This is a genomic window from Methanoculleus taiwanensis, from assembly GCF_004102725.1.
Taxonomy (GTDB): domain Archaea; phylum Halobacteriota; class Methanomicrobia; order Methanomicrobiales; family Methanoculleaceae; genus Methanoculleus_A; species Methanoculleus_A taiwanensis.
This window is the reverse complement of record NZ_LHQS01000004.1, coordinates 57,343-79,710: the sequence shown is the minus strand read 5'-3', so window position 1 is coordinate 79,710 and position 22,368 is coordinate 57,343. Positions and strand designations below refer to the sequence as shown.

Below are 22,368 nucleotides of genomic sequence, written 5' to 3'. Positions count from 1 at the left end.
GTGATTCTTCGATCCGGCGCATGGCGATTGAAGCGGCAGAACTCGGGTTTGACAGTCTCGTCTCCATCGACGGGAACTATGCCGACTCGGATGCCCTTTCGGTTCTGCGCGGCAGCATCATCAGTGCATCGTCCGTCAAAGAGGTGCTCAGGCAGACAAAACGGGCAGGGGAGGCGGCCGATCTTGTCTTCGTCAACGCGGGCGACCTCGCCTTTAACCGGGCGGTCGTCACTGTCAGGGAGGTTTCGGTGCTCCGGAACATCTACAAAACGCCTAAGAACTCCTTCGACCATGTGACGGCACGGTCCGCGGCGGAGAAGGGTGTGGCGGTCGACATCAATCTGTACCCGATCGTCCACTACCGGGGCGTCGGAAGGCAGAAGGTGCTCCACCGGTATGCCGACCTCCTGATGCTGCACCGCCGCTATGGCTTTCCGCTGACTCTCTCGAGTAACGCACGGTCGATCCTCGATCAGCGCTCTGTCCGGGAGATGCACCTGCTCTGCTCGCTCTTCGGCATGACCGATGAGGAGGTGCGCGCCGCTCTTGGATCCGTCTCGCGGCTCCTCGAACCGGAACGCCCGGTGAAGGTGATTGAATGAGGCCGCGGCCGCCGGTGATGCGACAGAAGCGGCGATACATTCTCGTCCGGATCGCTCCCGTTGGAGTCTGCCGGGATCAGAAACAGATCTACCTGTCCATGATCGACGCGGCAACCGCACTCCTCGGTGACGTAGTGACGGGGCTTGCGCAGCCGGCGATCATCTACTGTGACGATCAGTTCGTGATCGTCCGGTGCCGCCGGGGTTCGGAGCACGAGATCATCACCGCCCTCGCCACGGTCATTTCTGTCGGGGATCGCCCCGCCGTTATGAGGGCGGTTGCCGTCTCCGGCACCGTCCATGCACTGAAGCGGCAGATCAGGCTCGTCCGTCCGGTATCGGAGACGGGGGAGTGCACAATCGGGGAAAAATATTTTACCGTGTACCGCTATCCCCGTCAAAAGGTTGATTTGGTTGAAAAAAGTATTAAAGACCAGAAGTTATTGTTTTTCACCGAAACGGATTTGGAGGAGAGATAATGCAGCCACAATATCAAATGGGGTATGACCGGGCAATCACCGTATTCAGCCCGGACGGACGGCTTTACCAGGTCGAGTATGCACGGGAGGCAGTTAAACGCGGCACCACCGCTGTCGGTATCAAGTGCAGTAACGGTGTCGTGCTGATCGTCGACAAGAGGGTAAGTTCCCGCCTCCTCGAGCCGGTTTCCATCGAGAAGATCTTCAAGATCGATGCACATATCGGTGTGGCATCCTCCGGCCTCGTCGGAGATGCACGTTCTCTCGTGGACAGGGCGCGTGTCGAGGCTCAGATCAACCGGGTCTCCTTCGACGAGCCGATCGATGTTGAGGTTCTCGCAAAGAAGCTCTGCGATCACATGCAGGTCTACACGCAGTTCGGGGGCGCCCGTCCCTACGGTACCGCTCTTCTCATCGCCGGTATCAGTGAAGACGAAGCGCGTCTCTTCGAGACCGACCCGAGCGGTACGCTGCTTGAGTATAAAGCGACGGGGATCGGAACCGGCCGCCCTGCGGTCATGAAGGTCTTTGAAGACGAGTACCGGGAAGATCTGACCACCGAGGATGCCGTTCAGCTCGGCCTCAAGGCTCTCCATGCCGCGACCGAGGGGAAGTTCGATGTTAACACCGTCGAGATCGGCATCGTCTCCCTGGAGGAGAAATCCTTCCGGAAGCTCGAGCGCGATGAGGTAAAAGCGTTCGTCGACAAGTACGAGCAGTGAGTCGGTCCTGTATGATCCCCCTCGACAAGGCAGTTGTGGCACGGCTTGAGAGCCACGGAGAGCGGTTCGAGGTGCTCGTCGACCCCGATATGGCGGTGCCGGTCAGACACGGCGAGCCGGTCGACCTTGAGGACGTGGTCGCCGCGGACTACGTCTTCTCAAACGCCGCTCATGCGGAGAAGGCCTCCGCCGAGGCGCTTTTGAAGGTATTCGCCACGACGGATTTCGAGCCGATCGCCCGCCGGATTATCCAGAAAGGTGATATCCACCTCACCGCCGAACAGCGGCGTCAGATGATCGTCGAGAAGCGCCGTCAGGTCGTCACGTTCATCGCGCGGAATGCAATAAATCCCCAGACTAATCTCCCCCACCCCCCGCAGCGGATCGAACTTGCGATGGAACAGGTAAAGGTCAACATCGACCCGTTCAAGCACCTCGACGAGCTTGTCAAGGAGACGGTTAAGGCACTCAGGCCTATCCTCCCGATACGGTTCGAGGAGATCCGCATCGCGGTGAGGTTTCCGCCGGACTATGCGGCACGTGCGTTCGGGGAGATTCAGTCGGCTGCTACTATCGAGCAGAACGAATGGCAGAAGGACGGGTCGTGGATCTGCGTCGTCAGAATCCCTGCCGGGATCCAGGAGGAGTTCTTCGACCTGGCAAACCGCTTATCGAAGGGGGATGCCGAGGTCAAACTTCTGGATCGTTGAATCGTGATTAACTATATTAATCGAAAACACAAATATAAAAGGACATATCAGAGGTGTGCGGAATGGCAAAACGCAAACAGAGAGCAAAAGGAAGGGTTGTCGGAAGTTCGGGTCGTTTCGGACCGCGGTATGGGAGATTCATCCGGAAGAGAGTCAACGAGATCGAGAAGGTCTCGCGTGCCCTTCACGGCTGTCCGCGCTGCGATCAGGTCGCTGTGCGCCGGCAGGGAACCGGTATCTGGGAATGCCGCAAGTGCGGGTTTAAGTTCGCAGGTGGCACCTATGTGCCGGAGACCCCGACGATGCGTGTCGCCACCCGGAGCATTGAACGTGCGATGCAGAAGGAGGCATAATCGGTTTGGCAGCCTACAAATGCGCACGGTGCAAGCAGAAAGTGGATATCGATATAAATATCCGTTGTCCCTACTGTGGGCATCGTATCCTCTTTAAAGAGCATGGAGCCGGAATTAAAGATTTAAAGGCCAGATGACGGTCGTCACCACTTCACGCAAACCGCTCCCCGAAGTGCGGTCGTTAGCGCGGGATATGGCTTTTGCCCTCGGGGGAAGGTATTTTACCCGCGGCAAGATGGGGATGAGCGAGCTCCTCGCAGAGGATCGGACGGCGCTCGTCATCTCCAAGCAAGGCCGCATCTTTCTTTTACAGGTATACGGTGACGATACGCCTGTTGCCACTGTCTCCTTGAGTGGGTTCTCCGTCGAATACCGCGAGGGGACGATCCGGCGAGGTCTGTACGTGGCCGACCGCCCGGTCTTCGATGACCTGAAGGATCACATCGCGGTCTCCCACGCCGAAGACCTCCCGGAGCATACGATAGAGTTTGATGGGACGCAGCGGAAACACTATATCCTCACTCTGACGGAGCCATGAGCTCTTCGGCAACCTTCAGGTTTACCGGCACCGGCGCGGATTCACTCTACCGTTCGATATGCCAGGAGCAGGGGGATGTCGCCGGCCGTTCGACTGCCCGGGTATGGCTCGAAGACGATACGACTCTCGTGCTTCTGATCACCGCCGCGGATACGGCCGCGCTGCGAGCCGCCCTGAACAGCTGGCTCCGGCTCATCAATGTTGCGGACGAGGTCTTGGATCTCGTGCAGGGCGAAAAGTCCTGAACTGTATCGGATCGTTCATTTTTTCGCTTCTCCGTCCAACATTGACTGATACGTTCCCGGCGAGCGTTCTTCTCTGGTGATGGCATGGATCGGGCACTTCAGAATCTCATCCTGATACTCGGTATCGCCCTCGTACTGGCCGGAGGGTTCATCGGACTCTTTGGCTACGCAGGGGTCATGTACGAGCGAACGCTTTCAAGCACATATACATACGAGGTCACCGTTGAGACCGACGCCTCGCTCTCGAACGTGACGCTGTTTCTTCCGCTGCCCGACAACGGCGGGCGTTCGCCGGTCGTCACAGATCTCGGGAGGGGGGATGTCTACGGCCTTCCGAATGGCTGGCAGACCGGGGTGTACGGCACCGGGAAAGCGACTTTTCTGAAGATTACTGCCGGACGGATTGAACCGGGGTATCGGCCTGCTCCCGTTCCCGCAGATCCGGAGGAGGGCCCGACGCCTGCTGCCGGGGTTTTGCCCGTCCCTGTGCCTGTCAGGCTCATCGTTGAGGCGGAGGCGGACGAGCTCATCGATACCCGCTGCCCTGTCGGGAACAGCACGGTTCTTCTGCCGAAGGTTAATCTGACAGAGGGTCGCTGCGATTTTCCACATGAGCTGCAGGAACCGCCTGCCTGTTACGACTACGAGACGTCGTTTTTCGCTGAGTACGGGGCGGCTCCTGATACCGAGGTGACCGTTTCCGTCAGTCTGACCGGATCGAATTCGTGGTTCGTCTTCGGCTGGTCGGGCAATGAGTTCCGCGACCGTGCCGTGCTCACGCTCACGGGAGAGAGCCGTGGGTGGCAGCCGGCGGAGGGGTCGATGACGACCGGCGTCGGGCGCTATGAGATTCTATAGCCGGAGAGCGGTGATCAATCCTCATCTTTTAATGTATGGAGATTCTTATCATGTAGGCAAAGGGTGGGGTGCGCATTCAGCGTAGATCCCTCTCCGTTCCTATCGCACGCACGAAGAAATACTATTGTATAATAGAGGAGATCGGTGAACATGGATAATATTCCGCCAAAAGTCCAGAACCAGCTTGCCATGCTGCAGCAGATGCAGCAGCAGTTGCAGACGATCGTATCGCAGAAGGCACAGTATGAGATGACTGTACGTGAGGCTAGAAGAGCGGTCGAGGACCTCGGTGACGTGCCGGAGGATGCGAACGTCTACATGAGCGTCGGCAACGTCATGATGCAGCAGAGCAGGGATAAGGTCATATCCTCGTTAAACGAGAAGATCGAAACGCTCGACCTCCGCATCAAATCCCTTGAGAAACAGGAGAAGATGCTTCAGAGCCGGTTTGAGCAGCTCTCGACCCAGATCAAGGGTGCGCTTGAAGGAAAGCCTCAAAGCGCCAGTTAAATCGCTCACTTTTTTTGAATCGCCCTGAAGGGCGAGGTGGCCGGGTGCCGGCCGCTCGCCTGGTGTCTTTCATTCTCTGGTATCCGATACCCGGCAGACGAGGTTGATAGCGTTGACCATCGCCTCGACCGATGCGAGGACGATGTCGTCACTCGAGCCGCTGGCCTCAAAGACTCTGCCTCGTGCATCCTCTACGGCGATAGTGACGTGGCCGAGGGCGTCCGTCCCGCCTGATATCGCGTCGATATGGAACTCCTTGAGGTGGATGGGTGCGGGAATGATGCCGAGGATCGCCCTGACCGCGGCGTCGACGGGGCCGTTACCTATGCTCGAGAAACTATGCTCCACGCCGCTCACGGTCGCTCGTATGCTTGCAGTCGGGATGAGGTGATTCCCGGTCATGATGGCGATATCCTGCAGCTCGATGACCTTCGCATCGGCCCGGATCTTCATGACGCTCTCGGCGATCTCGTAGAGGTCTGCGTCGGTGACTCGTTTCCCTTTACTCGCTATAATCTTCACTCGGTGCACGATCTCGTCGAGCTGAGCATCTTCCGGTTCGAGGTGCACCTCGGCGAGCATCTGCCGCACGGCGTGGCGGCCTGCATGTTTTCCTAGTTTCAGCCTCCTCCGGTGGCCGACCATCTCGGGTGTCATGATCCCGGGTTCGAAGGTATCCGAGCGGGTGATGACGCCGTGTGAGTGGATGCCGCTCTCGTGGGCGAAGGCATTCTCCCCGACGATCGGCTGGGTGGGCGGTATCTGGATGCCGGCATAGCGTGAGACCAGGCGGGAGGTCTCGACGAGGCTCGTGGTGGCGATACCGGTACCGATACCGTAGATGGACTCAAGCGTCATCACCGTCTGCGCGAGATCCGCATTCCCTGCCCGTTCACCGATGCCGTTGACCGTCACCTGCACCTGTGAGGCGCCGCCCTCTACCGCAGCGATGGTGTTCGCCACTGCGAGGCCGAAGTCGTTGTGACAGTGGACGTCGATGGGGCAGTGGATCTCTCCGGCGATGCGGGTCACAAGTTCCCTCATCGCGGTCGGTGTAATGACGCCGACCGTATCGGGGACGTTGATGACGGTTGCGCCGCCTTCGACGGCTGCATGGTAGACCTCTATAAGATAGTCCCAGTCCGTCCTCGTGGCATCCATCGCCGAGAACATGCACTGACCGAGGTGGTCGCGGACGTAGCCGACTATCGAGCGTGTGATCTCGAGCACCTCTTCGCGGCTCTTCCGGATGGTATGTTCGCGCTGGATGTCGGATGTCGGGATGAAGACGTGAACCATGTCGACATCGCAGTCGAGGCAGGTGTCCACATCGGCCGTGATAGACCGTGCAAGTCCGCAGACGTTCGCGGAGAGCGGCAGCTCGCGGATGGCTTTGACGATCTCCTTTTCGGCTCCGGAAGAGGCCGGGAATCCCGCTTCGATGATGTGGACTCCAATGTCCGAGATCTGCTGTGCAATACCGAGTTTCTGCTCCCGTGTGAACGAGATGCCCGGTGTCTGTTCACCATCCCTGAGGGTGGTGTCGAAAACAGTAATGTTCTTGTGCGCCTGGCTAGCGACGAAGAAGACAGTACGCATCAGCGTACGCGTCTGCGTCGGCGTTCATGCGTTTCATTCATAACCATTGAATCCTCTCATATATAAATGGCGATGGCAGTTCCGGCGCAGATGGGGGAAGCATAATCGATATGTTTAATAACAACGCCTTCATACATTAGTAGCGCAGTGTCCCGCCTTAACTCAGACTGGTAGAGTGCGCGGCTGTAGTATAGAATCGCCGCTCCGGCGAACTGCGCGGCTACCGCGATGTCCCCGGTTCGAATCCGGGAGGCGGGATCTCAATTATTGGAGCCCAGGTAGTGTAGTGGCCTATCATGACGGCCTGTCACGCCGTCGACACGGATTCGAATTCCGTCCTGGGCGTTTTCCATTTTCACTGCACTTCATGTATCGTTCCTAAGAACCAGGCCTGCTCCCGCGAGGTCTCTGGTCTGCATCCGGAAGCGGGATCTCAATCATTGGAGCCCAGGTAGTGTAGTGGCCTATCATGACGGCCTGTCACGCCGTCGACACGGATTCGAATTCCGTCCTGGGCGTTTTCTGTTTTTCACTGCATTTTCTGTATCGTTCCACCCTCCTAAAGAGCAGGTCTGCTCCTGTGTTCGTCGGGGTACGCGCCTGCCGAACAGCACGTGCCGTCAGGCTCCTTTTCTGTTCCGGCGTCCGTACACTGCGGCGATGATCTCCAGGAATTGTCCTGGTTTCTGAGACGGGGCCTGCATCGCTCCTGGCTGCCGTGCTGACGCCATTTATTCCGGGAGGTTGTGCGAAACCTCCGCCGCCGGGCAAAGGTATAAATACGTGTATGTGGAGTATGGACTCCTATGCGCGGTCTCGTACACCTGCACACCGGGGATGCCCTCCTGAACAGCATGGGGTATATCATCATCGCCCTTGCAATCATTGCTTTTGGGAGTCTGGCCGTATTTATGGCCGTATCGTTGTCTGAACTGATCTGAGTTCCTCCTCCGGGCATTTCCGGAGGATTTAACTACTTTTGAACTGCGCCACTGAGTCCTGTATCTTCTGATGAGGATCGTTCATCTCTTCCCGCTCCCTGCCCGAAGCCTGCTCCTGAGTACGAATGCGGGAGGTTCATTACCTATCGCCGGTACAGTATGAAGAAACAGCACAGAAGTACAAAGGATGTGATACCACATGGAGAGAGGCACGGAACCATATCGCTCGGACAGGGACTTTACGGTTGAGAAGGAGGGTATACAGGCTTTGCAGGAGGCGATGACCACAGACGAGGACGAAAGGATCCGGAGGATGGCCTCGATATTCCTTGGAGGCCTCCCCTGCCGCGAAGCGGTGGCCTCTCTGGTTGCGGGGCTCCGCGACCCGGAGAAGGGGGTGCGGGCTCAGGCAGTGCGGTCGCTGGTCGCGATCGGCGCTCCGTCCATGGAAGCGCTCTCTCCGGCACTCCGTGACGAGGACTGGAGAGTGCGCTATCGTGCTCTGGAAGCGCTCGGGCTGATCGCCGATCCTGCGGGATTCGACCCGCTCGTAGCCGCTCTTGGCGACGAGAAGGATCATGTCAGGTATATGGCAGCGAAAGGCCTTGGGAAACTACGTGATCTGCGTGCCGTCCCCTTTCTGATCGCCCTGCAGAGCGACGAGAACGAGTATGTCCGGCGGAGTGTCGCCGTATCGCTCGGCGCGATCGGCGGTGAGCAGGCAGCGCGGGCACTCTCCGGTGCTCTCGACATGGAGCCCTGTGAGGGGGTGCGGGATGCGATCGCGGCCGCCCTCCTGGAGATAGGTTCCGGGTCCGTATAGCGTGCCTCTCTAACAGAACCGGGCGATGATGGCAGTGATGTTATCACTGCTTGTCCCCGCTATTGCTGCTGCAACAAGCTGCCTGCATGCCTCGCGCGGGTCGCCGGAGAGCAGTATCTTCCGTATCCGCTCTTCCGGGATATAGTCGTGCAGCCCGTCCGTACTGAGCAGGAGCGTGGCGTTTCGGAGGTCTTTTTCGTATGTATCGACCGAAACGGTCTCGGCGAGGCCGAGGGCCTGTGTCAGGATGTTCTTCTTGGGGTGGCCGATTGCCTCCCTCGCGTTGATCACTCCTGCATCTACGAGTTCCTGAACGTAACTGTGATCCTTCGTGTGCCAGATAGCATCCCCGGTGGCGATATATGCTCTGCTGTCGCCGACCGTGGCGATCCGGCACAGTCTCTCCTCGTCGATGAGCGCGGCGGTCAGCGTTGTCCCTGCATTCAGCCCATTCTCCTGGTTGTACCGGCAAATCCCGGCATTCGCCCGCCGAAATCCTATCGTCAGCAGGGCGGCGGGGTCGGGGTGCGGGAGGGACTCCTTCAGGGTCTCGGTGAGAATCCGGATCGCCGTCGTGCTCGCTACGTCGCCTGCCGCGTGGCCGCCGAGCCCGTCTGCAACGGCACAGATCAGGTATCGGCCTACCTCGCCGGTAAAGAGTGCATCCTCGTTTCTCGCTCTTTTCCCCTGGTCGCTGACAGACGTGACGGTTCCTTTGGACAGCGGCATCACCTGTATCATGGCTATCTATCACAATCCCTGATGGGAGTATCGGTTTTGCGGTCGGTATCGTTCAGGTGATTTCTGTCCGGCGCCTCCCGACGCCCGCCCGGGATGCTCCCATGGTTGTGAAGGGAAGGGCGGGAGATGCCAGGAAAGGCTGATGAATGGCTATGTCCACATGCGGTCTGCTTCAGATGCCGCTCCTTTCAGAATCCCCGATGCAGCCTGTTCTCTCTTGCGCAGCGGACTGCATACCGGTACTCCTCGCCGGTGATCGGGCGTTGCAGTGCCGTGAGCATCGGGCTCCTTTCCTCTTCTGTTACTCGCCCCGCCGGGCGGTACTGTGCCATGATGTTGACGTAGGAGTCCCGCGATATCTCCTCCGCGATGAACCTCATCACTATCTCGCTGTTTGCCAGATTCTCCGGGAGCACCAGGTGCCGGATGATCATTCCCCTTATAGCGATAGTGTCTTCGTCGACGACGAGGTCGCCGACCTGGCGGTGCATCTCCTTCAAGGCCGCCTGCATATATCCGGTGTAGCCCGGGGCGTGCGAGAGATCCAGCGCCACATCGTCCCGGCCGTACTTCGCGTCCGGCATGTAGATGTCGATGACGCTGTCCAGAAGGCGCAGGGTGTCCACCTCATCGTAGCCGCCGCTGTTGTAGACGAGTGGTACCGCGAGACCGAGCGAGGCCGCCCTATCGACTGCAGTGATGATCTGCGGGACGACGTGTGACGGGGAGACGAAGTTGATGTTGTGGCAGCCCCGCTCTTGCAGGCGCATCATCGCCCCGGCAAGTTCCTCGGATGAGATCTCGTATCCCGCACGGCACTGGCTAATCTCAAAATTCTGGCAGAACTCGCATCGCATGTTGCAACCCGCGAAGAATATGGTTCCGGAGCCGCTCCTCCCGACAAGCGGCGGCTCTTCACCGAAATGGGGGCCGTAACTTGCGGCCATCGCCCGGGAACCGGTGCGGCAGAAGCCGTGTTCGCCGCCTATCCGATCGACGTGGCAGTGCTGGGGGCATACGGTGCAGTCGCCGAGGAGCTCGCAGGCTGCCTCTGCCCGCTCCGCAAGTTCGCCGCTCTCGTGCAGGGTGAGATATCCGGGTAGAACGTTCCTCTCCATGGCCCCGATTTTCGCATGGGGAACGGGAGAAGATGAAGGTTTGCTTCACTCTGCAGCTGCCCTTTCCCAACCGTCGGAGATGGTATCGCTGATAGAGAAGGCACCTGTCGAGGCAGGCACCGCGCTCGCGGCCGATAACGTGCCGTGTCATTGGGATGGTAGGAAAAAAGGTCGGGTACCCCTCCCTGTGCGGGAGGGTATCTCGTCTGCCTGTGCGGGTCTTCACGAGGTTGCGGAGATGTGTCTGCTCTTCTGGCAGACTGCGTCGATGACGCCGTTCTGCACATTATAGAAGCTATGGGAAGCGTCGATCTCGCAGTCGAGTTCGATCACCGTTTCTTCATCGCTTCCCGTGCAGAGCGTCACCGAGTCGCTCTGGAACGTCACGTACGGTTTGCCTGAGGCGTGAGTATCCACCTCGGCGGTGATGTAGATGCAGTCCTCTCCTTCGATCACCTCTACATCTGTCTCTTCTCCGTCCGCGTCGTCGATATCGAAGGGTTCCGGCATACCGCCGGGCCCTGCGATGATGGTAAACCCGATCACCCGTGGATCTCCCGTCGGGAGATCGTTTAAGAGTCGCTCCATCAGTCGTGCAATATTGCGGAACATTTCGTCGTATGGATTACTTGCCATGGGCACCACGTATCATGTACTCTGTATCGGTTCGCTCAACAAGCCCCTTCTCGATGAGGCTTCGTAGTATTCTTGATAGCTCATCCATGGACAGGCCGCTCAGTTCCTCAAGGTCCTCCAGGGTAAGGTTGTAGTGGGAGAGCGCGAGGATTATATCGAGTTCTTTTTCACTCGTGAGGATGTCACTCCCGGTTCGCATGATCTCGTTGACCTTCGCCCCGATGTCCCGCTCCAGGTCTTCGAGACTGCTGAGGAGATCATCGCGTGCCCGTATCAGCCGCCTGAAGAGGAGGAGGGATCCGACGAACTTTGCCGTTTTGTCCCCGTCTGATAGGGAGAGCGTCACCCCGTCCTGCTTCTGCAGGTCTATGATGACATTGATGTTATGCGAGAGATAGTAATACTTTCGCCTGCGTTCGTCCTGGCAGGAGATGAGCAGTTGCTCCCGCTCCATCATCTGCAGGTGCTCGATTACCGCTTTCGGACTGAGTACGAGCCTTTCAGATATTTCAGTCACAAAACACGGTTTCTGACGCAATAATTCTATTATTCGTCTTCTATTCCGGTTCCCGAGGATGTCCAGGAGACGGGAAACCTCGCTGCCATCAAGCATCTTTACTTAATGTAAGTGATAAAAATATAAAAAGAGATCATTCAAAGAGGCGGTAGTTCGGCGCCTCATCGGTGATCATGATGTTGTGCGGGTGGCTCTCTCCGTAGCCTGCTGCGGTGATCCGGATGAACCTGCCGTTCCGCTTCAGATCCGCCACCGTCGCCGATCCGGTGTAACCCATTGCGGACTTCAGCCCCCCGACCAGCTGGTAGATGACGTCGGAAACCCGGCCGACATACGGTGTAACACCCTCGACACCCTCGGGAACGAACTTCGTCCGGCCAATCTCCTTCTTCTGGAAGTACCTGTCGCTCGATTCGCCACCGCTCATCACGCCGAGCGATCCCATGCCGCGGTACTGCTTATACCGCCGCCCCTTGATCGTGGTAACTCTCCCGGGAGCTTCATCCGTGCCGGCAAAGAGACTTCCTGCCATGATGCTGTCGGCGCCGGCCGCGATCGCCTTTGCGATATCGCCGCTGAACCTGATCCCTCCGTCGGCTATCACCGGCACATCCGCCGGGTGCGCGATCTCGGCGACGTTTGCTATCGCCGTGACCTGGGGAACACCGACCCCGGCAACGATCCGGGTGGTGCAGATCGAGCCGGGTCCGATACCGACCTTCAGGCCGTCGACCGTATCCGCAAGGGCTTCTGCGGCTGTCCTCGTCGCAATGTTGCCGGCGACCACATCGGTTGCGACACTTCCCTTGATATTCTTGACTGCCTCGACGACCTTCATGTTGTGACCGTGCGCACAGTCGACGACGAGGGCGTCGACACCGCTCTCTGCGAGCAGCATGGCGCGATTGAAGTCGTGGGGCCCGACCGCTGCCGCGACCCGGAGCCTGCCGTTCGCATCACGGTTCGCGCGGGGGAACTGGCGTTTCTCGAGGACGTCCCGCATGGTGATGATCCCGAGCAGGTTCCCGTCGTCATTGACGATCGGAAGCCGTTCGACCTTGTTCGCGTACATGATCTCGAGTGCCGACTCCATCGTAATCGTTTCGGTCGCCGTTATCGGGCTCTTCGTCATGAAATCGGTAACCTTCGCAGCAGCGCTGCGCGGCAGAATAGCCCTGATGTCACGACGGCTCACGATACCGATGATCCGTCCTTCCTCGAGCACCGGGACACCGCCGATCCCGTACTGCCGCATCAGCAGCTCGACATCGGCGACTGTTGCGTTCGGCCCTACCGTGAGCACCTCGCGCTCGATCAGGTCTTCCGCCTGCTTGACGATCCTGACTTCTTCGACCTCCCGCTCCGGAGGCATGTTCCGGTGGATGACCCCGATGCCGCCTTCGCGTGCCATGGTGATCGCCATTCGCGCTTCGGTCACCGTATCCATTGCGGCACTTACGAGCGGGATGTTGAGAGGAATGTTCCGCGAGAACCTGGAGCGGACGTCTGCCTCGTCTGGCTCGATATACGACGCTGCAGGCTCGAGGAGCACATCGTCGAAAGTAAATGTTGTTTCGAGATTCAATTTTTTAAGGTACATAGTTCACCCGATCATTCTCATCGCCTTATCGACGAGATCCGCCCTGATGGAATCGGAGCGGTCTCCACCGCAGACCATTCCCCGGACACCGATGATATCCGGGTCTATGCGGTTTAAGGCATCGATATCTTCAAACTTCAGCGAACCGGCGAGAGCCGTCTTCAGTCCGAGGTCACGGTTCTGCAGGGTAAATCGGGAGAGGGCCTCTTCGTCCATAAACGAAAAAGTGCTCTTTCCATCCTTTATCCCGGTGTCGACCATGGCGATATCCGCGCCGGCATCCGCTACAAGCGAACTGATTGCGAACGGCGAAATGGTTCCCATGCGCTCGTAGTCCGAGTACGCAGCAATAACGACATACTTTTCGGGAAAATCACCTTTCACTGCTTTGGTTACCGCATCGATGACCTCGCGGGCACGATCGAGTCCGTCGAACATCAGGCCAACTTTGATAAAATCAGCACCCGCACACGCGGCTCCGTAGGCCGAAAGAGCCGCGGTCCCTGGTTTGTACTCATTGTCCCCGATCGCAGCACTGACCGGCTTGTTCTCTGCTATCCGCTTGATCTCCCTGATGACCCAGGGGAAGTTTGCACCCAGCGATCCTTCTGACGGTTTCTTAACGTCAATTATATCAGCGGAAAGGGAACTCTGTGCCTCCTCAATACTGCTAGGACTGACGAGTAATTGCATATAAATTAATGATCCTGCATCCTAATAGTGATTACGTTGAGGACATGGAACTGATTCTCGCAGTCGATCTTGCCGGCGGCCAGGTCGTACACGGAAAGAAAGGGGAGCGGGAGAGCTACCGCCCGCTGACCTGGGGGCTTGCCCCTTCGGCAGAGCCGGTGGCGTACGTATCACATATCCGCCCGAAATTCCTCTATATCGCGGATCTCGACCGTATCCGGGGCGGAAGGCCGCACGACGATCTGGTCGGGAAGATTGCACCGCTCGTGGAACGCTGTTACCTCGACCGGGGGTGTCGGTCACCCCGCGAGTGCACCGAGCCCGGCGGTGTGACGTCGGTCATTGGCACCGAGACGGCTGCTCGCACCATCGAGGGGCTGGCCGTATATCCGGGAGGGTTTCTGAGCGCGGACATCCGGGACGGCCGCGTCATCCCGTGGGGGATCGAACCTGCCGCTTTTCTTAAGGAAGTGCGTGCGATGCCGTTTGAGGGTTGCATCCTCCTCAATATCGGTGCTGTCGGGACGGAGGGGGGGCTTGCCGAAGCAGATCTCGAAGAGATGCGATCCTGCTACCCCGGCCGCCTCTTCTACGGCGGCGGCGTCGCGGGGCCCGAGGACATCTATCTACTCGCCGATCTCGGGTTCGACGGCGCCATCGTCGCGACTGCTGTTCACCGGGGCTCGATTCCCCTTGCCTGGATCAGGAGCGGGAAGCCGTGCTGATCACCCTCGAGGGAATAGACGGCAGCGGGAAGAGCACGCTTGCCGCCGCACTCCGGGAGTCGCTTGCCGACATCGAGCCGATCTTCACCCGCGAGCCGGGTGCCACCTGGATCGGCGACGCGGTGCGGCGTGCGGTGGCGGAGCGGATGGATCCGATTGCAGAAGCGCTGCTCTTCGTGGCCGACCACGCGGCACACCTCGATACCGTCGTAAAACCGGCACTCGCGGCGGGGCGTCTCGTCGTCTCGGATCGCTACTCCGACAGCCGGTTCGCCTACCAGCCGGCCGTTCTCGCGGACGCTCTGCCGGATCCGCTCGGCTGGCTTCGGCAGATTCACGACGGGTGGTCGATCCGTCCCGATAGAACGTTTCTCTTCGTGCTGCCGGTGAATGAAGCGCTCGCAAGGGTCGGGACGGAAAAGGCGCGCGAATACTTCGAAGATGCGCGGATCCTCGAAGAGGTGCAGAAGAACTATCTGAGTCTTGCTGCTGCCGATCCAGCGCGGTTTGTGCTGGTGGATGCACTGCTCGAAAAAGAAGAGATCTGTCGGTTTGTGAGTGACGAGATCAGGCAGTGCGCCCGATCGTCACAATCACGTCCCCGATAGTCAGGACTTCCACATCTTCTCCTGCTACCCGGTAGGTCACCTTCGGGGTGAACGCGTTCGGGGGCACGGATATCTCCTCTCCGGCGATGGGGATGGTCGCCGGAGGGTTGACGAGTTCTTCCGGCGGCAGTGCCCGCACCGCGTCCATGAATGCTTTTGCCTGTTTTCTGAGTGCCGGGCCGATGACCGCCATATTGAACTCGACGTCGCTGACGACCTCTTCGAGATCCGGTGTCTCGGTGCTCCAGTGCAGGTCGGCGTTCAGTGCCCGTCCCGCATCTCCGCCGTCGTCGATCGGCTCTGCGGTATAGATTGTCACATGCCCGAGCGGTGCATTCAGCGCCATCCCTGCATCGTGCTTGTACCGGCGGAGTTCCGCAACCATCCCTACAACGAGGTCGCCCTCTCTTCGGGCTGCGTCGTCTGAGTAGGTAACCAGAGGCCAGGCGGCGCCGTGCACGCTCGTCCCGGCAAGATGGGAGTAGCACTCCTCCGCAAAGTGCGGGATTATCGGAGCGAGCATGCGGCAGACGGCGTCCATCGTCGTTCTGAGTGCGGAGACGGCGCTTGCTCTGCCGGCATCGTCCGCATAGAGCCGTCCTTTGACGAGTTCGATATAATCGTCGGCAACGGTGTTCCAGGCGAACTCGCGGATTGCCCGAAGCGCCCGGTCGAACTGGTACCCGTCCATCGCCGCAGTAACCTCGGCAATGGTCTCCGAGAGGCGAACGAGCAGCCAGCGGTCGGCGAGTTCGGTGACCGGTCCCGCCTCTCCCTCCTCTCCGGCGATATGTCCGAGGACAAACCGGAAGATATTCCAGAGTTTCGTCTGGAAACGAGACGCGGCAACGACGTCGTTCCAGTTGAACATGATATCGGAACCGGTCGCCGCACCGCCGGCCCCCCACTGGCGGAGAGCATCGGCGCCGTACTGGCTTACGATCTCCTCAGGGGCGATGATATTGTTCCTGCTCTTGCTCATCTTGAACCCGTCCTCGCCGAGCACCATGCCGTTGACGAGGATCTCGTTCCAGGGGTGGCTGCCGACGAGCGCTTTTGCGCGCAGGATCGTATAGAACGCCCACGTCCTGATGATGTCGTGACCCTGAGGCCGGATCTGGGCGGGGAAGAGGGCGGGAACGCCGGTTCCGTCCCACCCGGTGATGTTCAGCACCGAGATCGAGGAGTCCATCCAGGTGTCGAGGACATCCTCTTCACCTTCAAATTCCGTCCCGCCGCATTGCGGGCAGGGCCCGGCGGGTCTGTCGACGGTGGGATCGATCGGCAGTTCCTCTTCGGACGGGAGGATCATCTCGCCGCAGGAGCGGCAGAACCAGACCGGGATGGGCGTTGCGAAGATCCGTTGCCGGGAGATGCACCAGTCCCACTCCATCTGCTCGGCCCAGTTTTCCATCCTGGTGAACATATGCTCGGGTGTCCAGCTGATCTTCCGTGCGGACTCGAGGATCTCGTCCTGGTGGATCTTCACGAACCACTGCCGTTCGGAGAGGATCTCTATCGGTGTCTTGCACCGCCAGCAGGTACCGACCCGCTGTTCGAGATCTTCCTGCCGGATCAGAATGCCCGACTCTCTCATGTCGGCAAGGATCCGCTCTCTGCACTCGGCGGCGTTTAAGCCTGCATACGGTCCGGCGGCATCGGTCATGATCCCCTGGCGGTCGATGGCCTTCCGGAGGTCGAGATTGTGCTGTTTCCACCAGTACACGTCTGTCTTATCGCCGAAGGTGCAGATCATCACAGCCCCGCTCCCGAATCCGGGGTCGACGGCGACGTCTTCGATGATCGGAACGGCATGCCCGAAGAAGGGCACGTTCAGCTGCTTTCCCTTCAGCCCGCGGTACCGCTCATCCTCGGGGTGAACCGCCACCGCCACGCATGCGGCGAGCAGTTCCGGACGGGTGGTTGCGATCTCGATCCCGTCGAGGTTGAAGTAGTTGAGTTTCGTCCTGCGCGGTTCGTACGAGACCTCTGCAAAGGCGATGGCCGTCTCGCAGCGCGTGCAGAAGTTTACCGGGTGTTCACTCTGGTAGATATCGCCGGCCTTGAGCATCTGGAGAAAAGAGCGCTGCGTTTTGCCGAAGTACTCCGGCATCATAGTGATATATTCGTGGCTCCAGTCGATGGAGAACCCGAGCCGGCGCATGGTGGTGCGCATCTTTGCGATGTTGCCGAGCGTCAGGTCGCGGCACATGGTGCGGAACTCTTCCCGGGGAACGTCGTTTTTGGTGATGCCGAAGGTCTCCTCCACCTTCACCTCCGTCGGCAGGCCGTGGCAGTCCCAGCCCTGGGGGAACATGACGTTGAACCCCTGCATCCGCTTGTACCGGGCGATAAAGTCGATATAACACCAGTTGAGTGCGTTCCCTATGTGGAAATTGCCGGTAGGGTAAGGCGGGGGCGTATCGATGATGAAGCGCGGCTTTAAGGAGTCCGGATTGAAATAATTCTCCTCGTCCCGCCAGATGCTCTGCCAGCGGGTCTCCACCTCACCATATTCGTACTGTTTGGGTATTTGATCTGACGGCGACATATTCAGCTCTCCTATTTCTCTCTCCTGCAACGAAATATAGTGATCGAAGCTCGCCCTTTCGGGAACGGCCGTCTTCTCAGATTCGGTGCGGAAACGAGCGTAGCGAATGTACATTTTCCGGTGAAGACGCGGCGTCCGGAAGTCGCCGAGGCTAAAGGCTTTTTCGTACAAGCACCAAACGTACATGAATGACAAAGCTGCTGGGGCTTGTGCTGGCATCGGTGCTCACATTCGCATTTATTGCACTCGCTCCACTGCTCCAGCCTAACTGGCTGCTCTCCATGCTTATCATCCCATTCTCGTTCGTTCTTTTCCTGATTCGCGAGACGAAATACGCCTCGATCTCGATCATTGCCCTTGCAGTTCTCTACGGGCTCGGGTGGCTCTCTCTCTTCGTGTTTGCAACTACTCTTGCGATCGTCGTCTTCGGCGAGCTCGCGTTCCGGGCAGGCGGTGAGAGTAAACGGTCGTATCTGTACCATATCGTGGCGGCGTCGGCGGTGTCGCTGCCGATCATGTTCTATCTCGACCATCTCACGCCGCTAATCGTCCTGATGGGCGTCGTCGTCGCGGCGCTCCTTCGATCCGCCCTCCGGGAGCGCGACGACGCATTGATGATCGAGGCGCTCGGCGTCGCGATGACGATGTCGCTTTTTGCGGAGATCGGTTTTCAGGTCGATATTACGCTTCTTCTGGTTGCGGTTATCATCGCGTTCGGTTTCGGCTACGTCTCCTACCGTCTCCGTGTCGCCGACATCAGCGGCCTCTTCTCCGGTGCTCTGATCGGCATCATCCTTATCGTCTTCGCCGACGTCCGCTGGTTCCTGATCATGCTCACGTTCTTCATCGTCGGGGCGGCGGCAACGCGCTACAAATACGACTATAAGGCATCGATTGGCGTTGCCGAATCTCACGGAGGCGTCCGGGGATACTTCAATGTCTTCGCAAACGGCCTTGTTGCAACCGGCGCCGCGATCCTCTACGGCATCACGGGAGAACCTGCATTCGTCGCTCTCTTCCTCGGGAGCGTCGCATCGGCAGCGGCCGATACGGCTGCAAGCGAGATCGGCATGACCGGCAGGGTGCCTTACCTGATCACAACGCTCAAACCGGTTCCCCGGGGGACGAACGGCGGGGTGACGGTTCGAGGAGAGGTTGTCTCTGTTGCGGCGGCCGCAGTCGTCGCGGCGGCTGCATATGCCATGGGAGTCGCCGATACCCCGCTCGTAATCGTCACGGTCATCGCCGGCTTTATCGGAACGAACGTCGACAGCCTCGTCGGCGCCACGCTCGAGAACCGGGGGACGTTCGGGAACTCGGGGACGAATCTCACCGCCACGTTCTCAGGCGGTGTTGCGGCGATGGGTCTGTATCTCCTTTTCTGATTCTAAAGCGAAAAATAGATGTTAATATTTGTACCAGCGTCCTTTCTCGTCGTACTCGCCCTGTTCTACAGTCACGACCCCTGCCGCACGCCGGTGGAAGAGGCACGCTTTGTACGTGTAGAGGATGCTTGTCGCAAGCGTGATCACCAGGGCGTAGACGAATGCCGAGATCCAGATGCCGCCCGTCCCGATCATGGAGAGGATGTCCTGCGGCATCAGTGCCTGAATCTCGGTGGTGTTGAGCTGCGTCAGCGGTTCGAGCTCCGGAGCGAGAAGGAGCGTCCAGACAAAGAGGCCGAGGAATCCGAGGAGAAGCAGGATCCCTATGTTGATGATGTAGAAGAGAACCACGCTGCCTGATGAACCAATGACGAACTCAACACTCCTCCGGATAGAGTCGAGCACCTTCCGATCTTCAAAGACTGCTGCCGTATCGTAGAAAAATGTGAAGAAGACGAACGGCACGAAGACCCCGAGGATCATGAAGGCGGCGAGTTCGCTCTCTGCGGAAAGACCGATGAGGGCGATGGGAACCGCCAGCAGCAGCGCGGTGAAGAGTGCTGCAAAGAGGACGACCAGCGCCGGAAGGAGTATCCGGAAGTAGTAGGTCTTTGCCGCGGTGAGGAACGATCCGGGGGTGTAGTCTCCCGTCTTGATCGCACCGTACACCCCTCCAGCGAGGAACGGAAGGGTGACGACCTGGAAGAGTGCCAGGGGTTCTGCATAGAAACTGCCGCCGTAAACCGGAAGGACAATGTCGAGAAGAGCGAACGCTCCCATCACGAGGCCGATAGACCAGAGGATCGGCTGCCGGCGCAGAAGCCCGGCAGCCTCGGTGAGTGACTCGAGAACCATGGCGGATCAGCGATCTCTCGGCATGGCGACGATCTCACGAACCTGCAGGTCGAAGAACGAGGCGGTATGTGCAGGACGGATGACACAGACGGTATCAGCTCCGCTCATGGTGCCCCCGACGGCGACGACTTCCTCGTCGATCCGAACCTTTCCCTGGTCGGCCGCGATGAGCACGCATTCGACGGCGACCTTCAGCCCGACGGCGACCGTGCGCCGGAGCGTCTCTGCGATCGCTTCGGTTCGGGAACTGCCCCCGAGTTTCGGGGAGCGCGAGATCGCCCGCTCGAGACCCGACAGCGCGTGGGTGCCGGTGACGATGGTCGCGCCGCCTGCGAGAAGGTCTTCTGCCGCATCGGATGAGAACTCCCATTCACCCGGCCTGGAGAATCCGACAACGTGGGTGACGACGATCAGTTCAAGATCGGTGCCTTCGATCGCTTTGTGAAAGACCTGCGCCGTCCTTCCCGAGGCACTGGCGACGACAATCCTCGACAGGCCAAGTTCCAGGGCTCGCTCCACGGCGAACCGGGCTGCATCTTCAGTGTTCTGCTCGCCCGGGCTATCGAAATAATGGATATTTTTCGTTGTAAAGCCCATGGTATCAGATTTGTCCGCACTACTACTAGAATCTCCCTCTTTTCATGAACGCCAGGCCGCCCGGTGGTTTTAGTTCCACTGCTCCGGAGGCCCGGAGCGAGCGTGCCCCGCCGGTTTTGATTCGGAATCTTCTCTTCACCGTTCCCCTTTCGCATGAGTCATACCGACACCGGGAAGCATGGTATAAGACGGAGGTGAACTGCTCTGGACACCCTCGCAAAATAAATGGGGTATCGCCAAACAGTATATACGATACGCGGCACTGCGGGATGAACATTCTACCGTTCTCGCCTGCAGGTGCGGCCGCGGGGAGCCTAATGATGATCACACTGGCGATTGCGGGAAAACCGAACTGCGGAAAATCGACCTTTTTCAAGGCAGCGACACTGGCACATGTAGAGATTGCCAACTATCCGTTCACGACGATCGATGCGAATCACGGGGTTGCATATGTGCGGGCAACCTGCCCCTGCCGCGAGCTCGAGGTTGCGTGCCCCCATTGCAGGAACGGTGTCAGGTTTATTCCGATCGGCCTTATCGATGTTGCCGGTCTCGTACCCGAGGCTCACAAAGGGCGGGGGCTTGGCAACCAGTTCCTCGATAACCTCCGGCAGGCGGACGCCATTCTTCATGTCGTGGATGCGAGCGGCGGTACGGATGCGGAAGGAAACCCGGTGGACGTCGGCTCTCACAACCCGGAAGGAGATATCGCATTCCTCCGCTATGAGATGACGATGTGGGTCTACGGTATTCTCGGAAAGCACTGGCCGAAGCTGCAGCGGCAGGCGCAGCAGCGTGACTTCTCACTCCTGCTCGCTATCGTGGACGTCTTTGCAGGACTTGGGGTGACCCTCGAGGACGTGAAGGCGGCAGAGGCTGCGATCGATACGGATCTCCGGCAGGCGAGCGAAGAAGCGTTGATTACGTTCTGCGGGCATCTTGTCGCCGCCAGTAAACCGATGGAGATTGTCGCGAACAAGGCTGATCTGGCGCCGGCGGAGTTTCTTGAAAACCTGAAGCAGTACGGCGTGATCTTCTCGAGCGCCGCCGGAGAGCTTGCACTTCGCATGGCTGCAGAGGGGAAGTATCTGCACTATCTCCCCGGGGATACCGAGTTTACGATAAACTCCGATGCACCGTTCACCGCGGCGCAGCGGGCGGGGATTATGAAGATCGCCGATTTCATGAAACAGTTCGGGGGCACCGGTGTCCAGCAGGCGCTCGATAGAGCGGTATTTGATCTTCTGGATATGATCGTCGTCTACCCGGTCGAAGACGAACACAAGCTCACCGACGGACAGGGACGGGTACTCCCTGATGCGTTCCTGATGAAGCGCGGTTCGACGCCTCATGATCTCGCGTACCAGGTGCATACCGATATCGGCGACGGGTTTCTCTATGCTATCGATGCGCGGAAGAATATGCGGATAAAGGAGACCCACGAGCTGCAGCACGGCGATATCATCAAGATCGTCAGTGTCCGGAAATGAAGGGAGTTCTGTCAGACAGGATCGGCGCGTATCAGCAGATATTTATACCTGATTGAGAGAATAATCGATCAGCATGAGCGGCGAGGTCTTCCAGGCACAGGTGATCCGGAACTTCTTCGAGACGATTACCGGCCAGGATAGAAACCTCACCCGCATCTATATGTGCGTCATTAGCCTCGCCAAACTCAGGATGGAGCCTCCCGAACAGATGACGTTCCTGCTCGACCAGATGAGAAAGAGCAAGCAGAAGCGGGAACTTTCCATCGATATCCTTGACTATGTCTGCGATGCGGCCCGTGACCTCGACATGACGACCGTCCAGACCGCGTTCGGCGTCAAGGAGATCAGCGCGCTTGCCGACGAGTTCGGTTCGGTCAGTTACGACTCGCTCTGACGATCCCGCTCTTCCCTTTTTGTGTCCCGGCCTCTGCTCTCCCGATCGTTCCCTGAAAAAAGGTGGTGCGCAGGGTTT

The 22,368-nt window shown here is 58.9% G+C and carries 27 protein-coding genes and 3 tRNA genes; 20 read left to right on the top strand and 10 right to left on the bottom strand.

Features of this window, described 5'->3' with window-relative positions; genetic code table 11:
* Positions 1-20: 20 nt before the first annotated feature.
* From ABH15_RS13000 to ABH15_RS12955, 10 genes are all read left to right on the top strand, one after another.
* Positions 21-602 (top strand): RNase P subunit p30 family protein, encoded by a 582-nt coding sequence (locus ABH15_RS13000; protein WP_241648124.1) that lies wholly within the window; start codon positions 21-23, stop codon positions 600-602.
* The gene (locus ABH15_RS12995) at positions 599-1,081 is read left to right on the top strand and encodes an Rpp14/Pop5 family protein (RefSeq protein WP_128695013.1); all 483 of its coding nucleotides are present in this window, start codon (positions 599-601) and stop codon (positions 1,079-1,081) included. The genes ABH15_RS13000 and ABH15_RS12995 overlap by 4 nt, the downstream gene beginning before the upstream one ends.
* Entirely contained in the window at positions 1,081-1,803 is a 723-nt protein-coding gene (gene psmA, locus ABH15_RS12990; protein WP_128695011.1) for an archaeal proteasome endopeptidase complex subunit alpha, read from the top strand. Before ABH15_RS12995 ends, psmA begins: the two co-directional genes overlap by 1 nt.
* 11 nt (positions 1,804-1,814) lie before the next feature.
* Positions 1,815-2,513 carry a ribosome assembly factor SBDS gene (locus ABH15_RS12985; RefSeq protein ID WP_128695009.1) on the top strand — a complete coding sequence of 233 codons (699 nt, stop codon included), beginning with the start codon at positions 1,815-1,817 and terminating at the stop codon, positions 2,511-2,513.
* A 62-nt stretch (positions 2,514-2,575) separates the two neighbouring features.
* Positions 2,576-2,866 (top strand): 50S ribosomal protein L37ae, encoded by a 291-nt coding sequence (locus ABH15_RS12980; RefSeq protein ID WP_128695007.1) that lies wholly within the window; start codon positions 2,576-2,578, stop codon positions 2,864-2,866.
* Positions 2,867-2,871: 5 nt separating this feature from the next.
* Entirely contained in the window at positions 2,872-3,003 is a 132-nt protein-coding gene (locus tag ABH15_RS12975; protein WP_128695006.1) for a DNA-directed RNA polymerase subunit P, read from the top strand.
* On the top strand, positions 3,000-3,404 hold the full coding sequence (locus ABH15_RS12970) for a hypothetical protein (protein ID WP_128695004.1): 405 nt from the start codon (positions 3,000-3,002) through the stop codon (positions 3,402-3,404). Before ABH15_RS12975 ends, ABH15_RS12970 begins: the two co-directional genes overlap by 4 nt.
* On the top strand, positions 3,401-3,649 hold the full coding sequence (locus ABH15_RS12965; RefSeq protein ID WP_128695002.1) for a KEOPS complex subunit Pcc1: 249 nt from the start codon (positions 3,401-3,403) through the stop codon (positions 3,647-3,649). The genes ABH15_RS12970 and ABH15_RS12965 overlap by 4 nt, the downstream gene beginning before the upstream one ends.
* A gap of 84 nt (positions 3,650-3,733) precedes the next feature.
* On the top strand, positions 3,734-4,507 hold the full coding sequence (locus tag ABH15_RS12960; RefSeq protein ID WP_128695000.1) for a hypothetical protein: 774 nt from the start codon (positions 3,734-3,736) through the stop codon (positions 4,505-4,507).
* A 150-nt stretch (positions 4,508-4,657) separates the two neighbouring features.
* Positions 4,658-5,017: a prefoldin subunit beta gene (locus ABH15_RS12955; protein ID WP_128694997.1), complete on the top strand. Its 360-nt coding sequence runs from the start codon at positions 4,658-4,660 to the stop codon at positions 5,015-5,017.
* 69 nt (positions 5,018-5,086) lie between these two features.
* Here ABH15_RS12955 and ABH15_RS12950 read toward each other — a convergent pair whose 3' ends face one another.
* Positions 5,087-6,616, bottom strand: a complete 1,530-nt coding sequence (locus ABH15_RS12950) for a 2-isopropylmalate synthase (protein ID WP_128694994.1) — start codon at positions 6,614-6,616, stop codon at positions 5,087-5,089.
* A gap of 151 nt (positions 6,617-6,767) precedes the next feature.
* Here ABH15_RS12950 and ABH15_RS12945 point away from each other — a divergent pair.
* From ABH15_RS12945 to ABH15_RS12930, 5 genes are all read left to right on the top strand, one after another.
* Positions 6,768-6,874 (top strand) — tRNA-Tyr (locus tag ABH15_RS12945).
* A gap of 14 nt (positions 6,875-6,888) precedes the next feature.
* Positions 6,889-6,961 (top strand) — tRNA-Asp (locus ABH15_RS12940).
* A gap of 100 nt (positions 6,962-7,061) precedes the next feature.
* A tRNA-Asp gene (locus ABH15_RS12935) sits at positions 7,062-7,134 on the top strand.
* Between the two features lie 288 nt (positions 7,135-7,422).
* Positions 7,423-7,557 carry a hypothetical protein gene (locus ABH15_RS14095; protein WP_277749836.1) on the top strand — a complete coding sequence of 45 codons (135 nt, stop codon included), beginning with the start codon at positions 7,423-7,425 and terminating at the stop codon, positions 7,555-7,557.
* Positions 7,558-7,756: 199 nt separating this feature from the next.
* Positions 7,757-8,380 carry a HEAT repeat domain-containing protein gene (locus tag ABH15_RS12930; protein WP_128694991.1) on the top strand — a complete coding sequence of 208 codons (624 nt, stop codon included), beginning with the start codon at positions 7,757-7,759 and terminating at the stop codon, positions 8,378-8,380.
* 9 nt (positions 8,381-8,389) lie between these two features.
* Here the strand turns inward: ABH15_RS12930 and ABH15_RS12925 are convergent, their stop codons facing one another.
* The 6 genes from ABH15_RS12925 to ABH15_RS12900 all read right to left on the bottom strand — a co-directional run bounded on the left by ABH15_RS12925 (position 8,390) and on the right by ABH15_RS12900 (position 13,685).
* On the bottom strand, positions 8,390-9,109 hold the full coding sequence (locus ABH15_RS12925; protein ID WP_128694989.1) for a PP2C family protein-serine/threonine phosphatase: 720 nt from the start codon (positions 9,107-9,109) through the stop codon (positions 8,390-8,392).
* A gap of 200 nt (positions 9,110-9,309) precedes the next feature.
* The gene (locus tag ABH15_RS12920) at positions 9,310-10,239 is read right to left on the bottom strand and encodes a radical SAM protein (RefSeq protein WP_164913764.1); all 930 of its coding nucleotides are present in this window, start codon (positions 10,237-10,239) and stop codon (positions 9,310-9,312) included.
* Between the two features lie 222 nt (positions 10,240-10,461).
* Complete coding sequence (locus ABH15_RS12915; protein WP_164913763.1) at positions 10,462-10,875, bottom strand: hypothetical protein; 414 nt, start codon at positions 10,873-10,875, stop codon at positions 10,462-10,464.
* On the bottom strand, positions 10,865-11,392 hold the full coding sequence (locus tag ABH15_RS12910) for a MarR family transcriptional regulator (protein ID WP_241648122.1): 528 nt from the start codon (positions 11,390-11,392) through the stop codon (positions 10,865-10,867). Before ABH15_RS12910 ends, ABH15_RS12915 begins: the two co-directional genes overlap by 11 nt.
* A gap of 133 nt (positions 11,393-11,525) precedes the next feature.
* Positions 11,526-12,992, bottom strand: a complete 1,467-nt coding sequence (gene guaB / locus ABH15_RS12905) for an IMP dehydrogenase (protein WP_128694980.1) — start codon at positions 12,990-12,992, stop codon at positions 11,526-11,528.
* Positions 12,993-12,995: 3 nt separating this feature from the next.
* On the bottom strand, positions 12,996-13,685 hold the full coding sequence (locus ABH15_RS12900) for a (5-formylfuran-3-yl)methyl phosphate synthase (RefSeq protein WP_128694977.1): 690 nt from the start codon (positions 13,683-13,685) through the stop codon (positions 12,996-12,998).
* Between the two features lie 44 nt (positions 13,686-13,729).
* Between ABH15_RS12900 and ABH15_RS12895 the strand changes: the two genes are divergently transcribed.
* Complete coding sequence (locus ABH15_RS12895) at positions 13,730-14,410, top strand: HisA/HisF-related TIM barrel protein (protein ID WP_128694975.1); 681 nt, start codon at positions 13,730-13,732, stop codon at positions 14,408-14,410.
* On the top strand, positions 14,404-15,018 hold the full coding sequence (tmk, locus tag ABH15_RS12890) for a dTMP kinase (protein ID WP_128694972.1): 615 nt from the start codon (positions 14,404-14,406) through the stop codon (positions 15,016-15,018). Before ABH15_RS12895 ends, tmk begins: the two co-directional genes overlap by 7 nt.
* On the opposite strand, the gene ABH15_RS12885 is transcribed toward tmk, so the two are convergent.
* Positions 14,978-17,569, bottom strand: coding sequence for a valine--tRNA ligase (locus ABH15_RS12885; protein ID WP_128694970.1), 2,592 nt, complete (start codon positions 17,567-17,569; stop codon positions 14,978-14,980). The genes tmk and ABH15_RS12885 overlap by 41 nt on opposite strands.
* Positions 17,570-17,757: 188 nt before the next feature.
* On the opposite strand from ABH15_RS12885, the gene ABH15_RS12880 reads away from it, so the two are divergent.
* Positions 17,758-18,954, top strand: coding sequence for a TIGR00297 family protein (locus ABH15_RS12880; RefSeq protein ID WP_128694968.1), 1,197 nt, complete (start codon positions 17,758-17,760; stop codon positions 18,952-18,954).
* 21 nt (positions 18,955-18,975) lie between these two features.
* Here the strand turns inward: ABH15_RS12880 and ABH15_RS12875 are convergent, their stop codons facing one another.
* The gene (locus tag ABH15_RS12875) at positions 18,976-19,809 is read right to left on the bottom strand and encodes a DUF7847 domain-containing protein (protein ID WP_128694965.1); all 834 of its coding nucleotides are present in this window, start codon (positions 19,807-19,809) and stop codon (positions 18,976-18,978) included.
* 6 nt (positions 19,810-19,815) lie between these two features.
* Positions 19,816-20,406, bottom strand: a complete 591-nt coding sequence (locus ABH15_RS12870) for a pyruvate kinase alpha/beta domain-containing protein (protein WP_128694962.1) — start codon at positions 20,404-20,406, stop codon at positions 19,816-19,818.
* Between the two features lie 320 nt (positions 20,407-20,726).
* Here ABH15_RS12870 and ABH15_RS12865 point away from each other — a divergent pair, with 320 nt between their 5' ends.
* Together ABH15_RS12865 and ABH15_RS12860 are read left to right on the top strand one after the other, a co-directional pair.
* Positions 20,727-21,896: a redox-regulated ATPase YchF gene (locus ABH15_RS12865; protein WP_128695116.1), complete on the top strand. Its 1,170-nt coding sequence runs from the start codon at positions 20,727-20,729 to the stop codon at positions 21,894-21,896.
* Between the two features lie 73 nt (positions 21,897-21,969).
* On the top strand, positions 21,970-22,290 hold the full coding sequence (locus tag ABH15_RS12860) for a hypothetical protein (protein ID WP_128694958.1): 321 nt from the start codon (positions 21,970-21,972) through the stop codon (positions 22,288-22,290).
* Positions 22,291-22,368 lie beyond the last annotated feature (78 nt).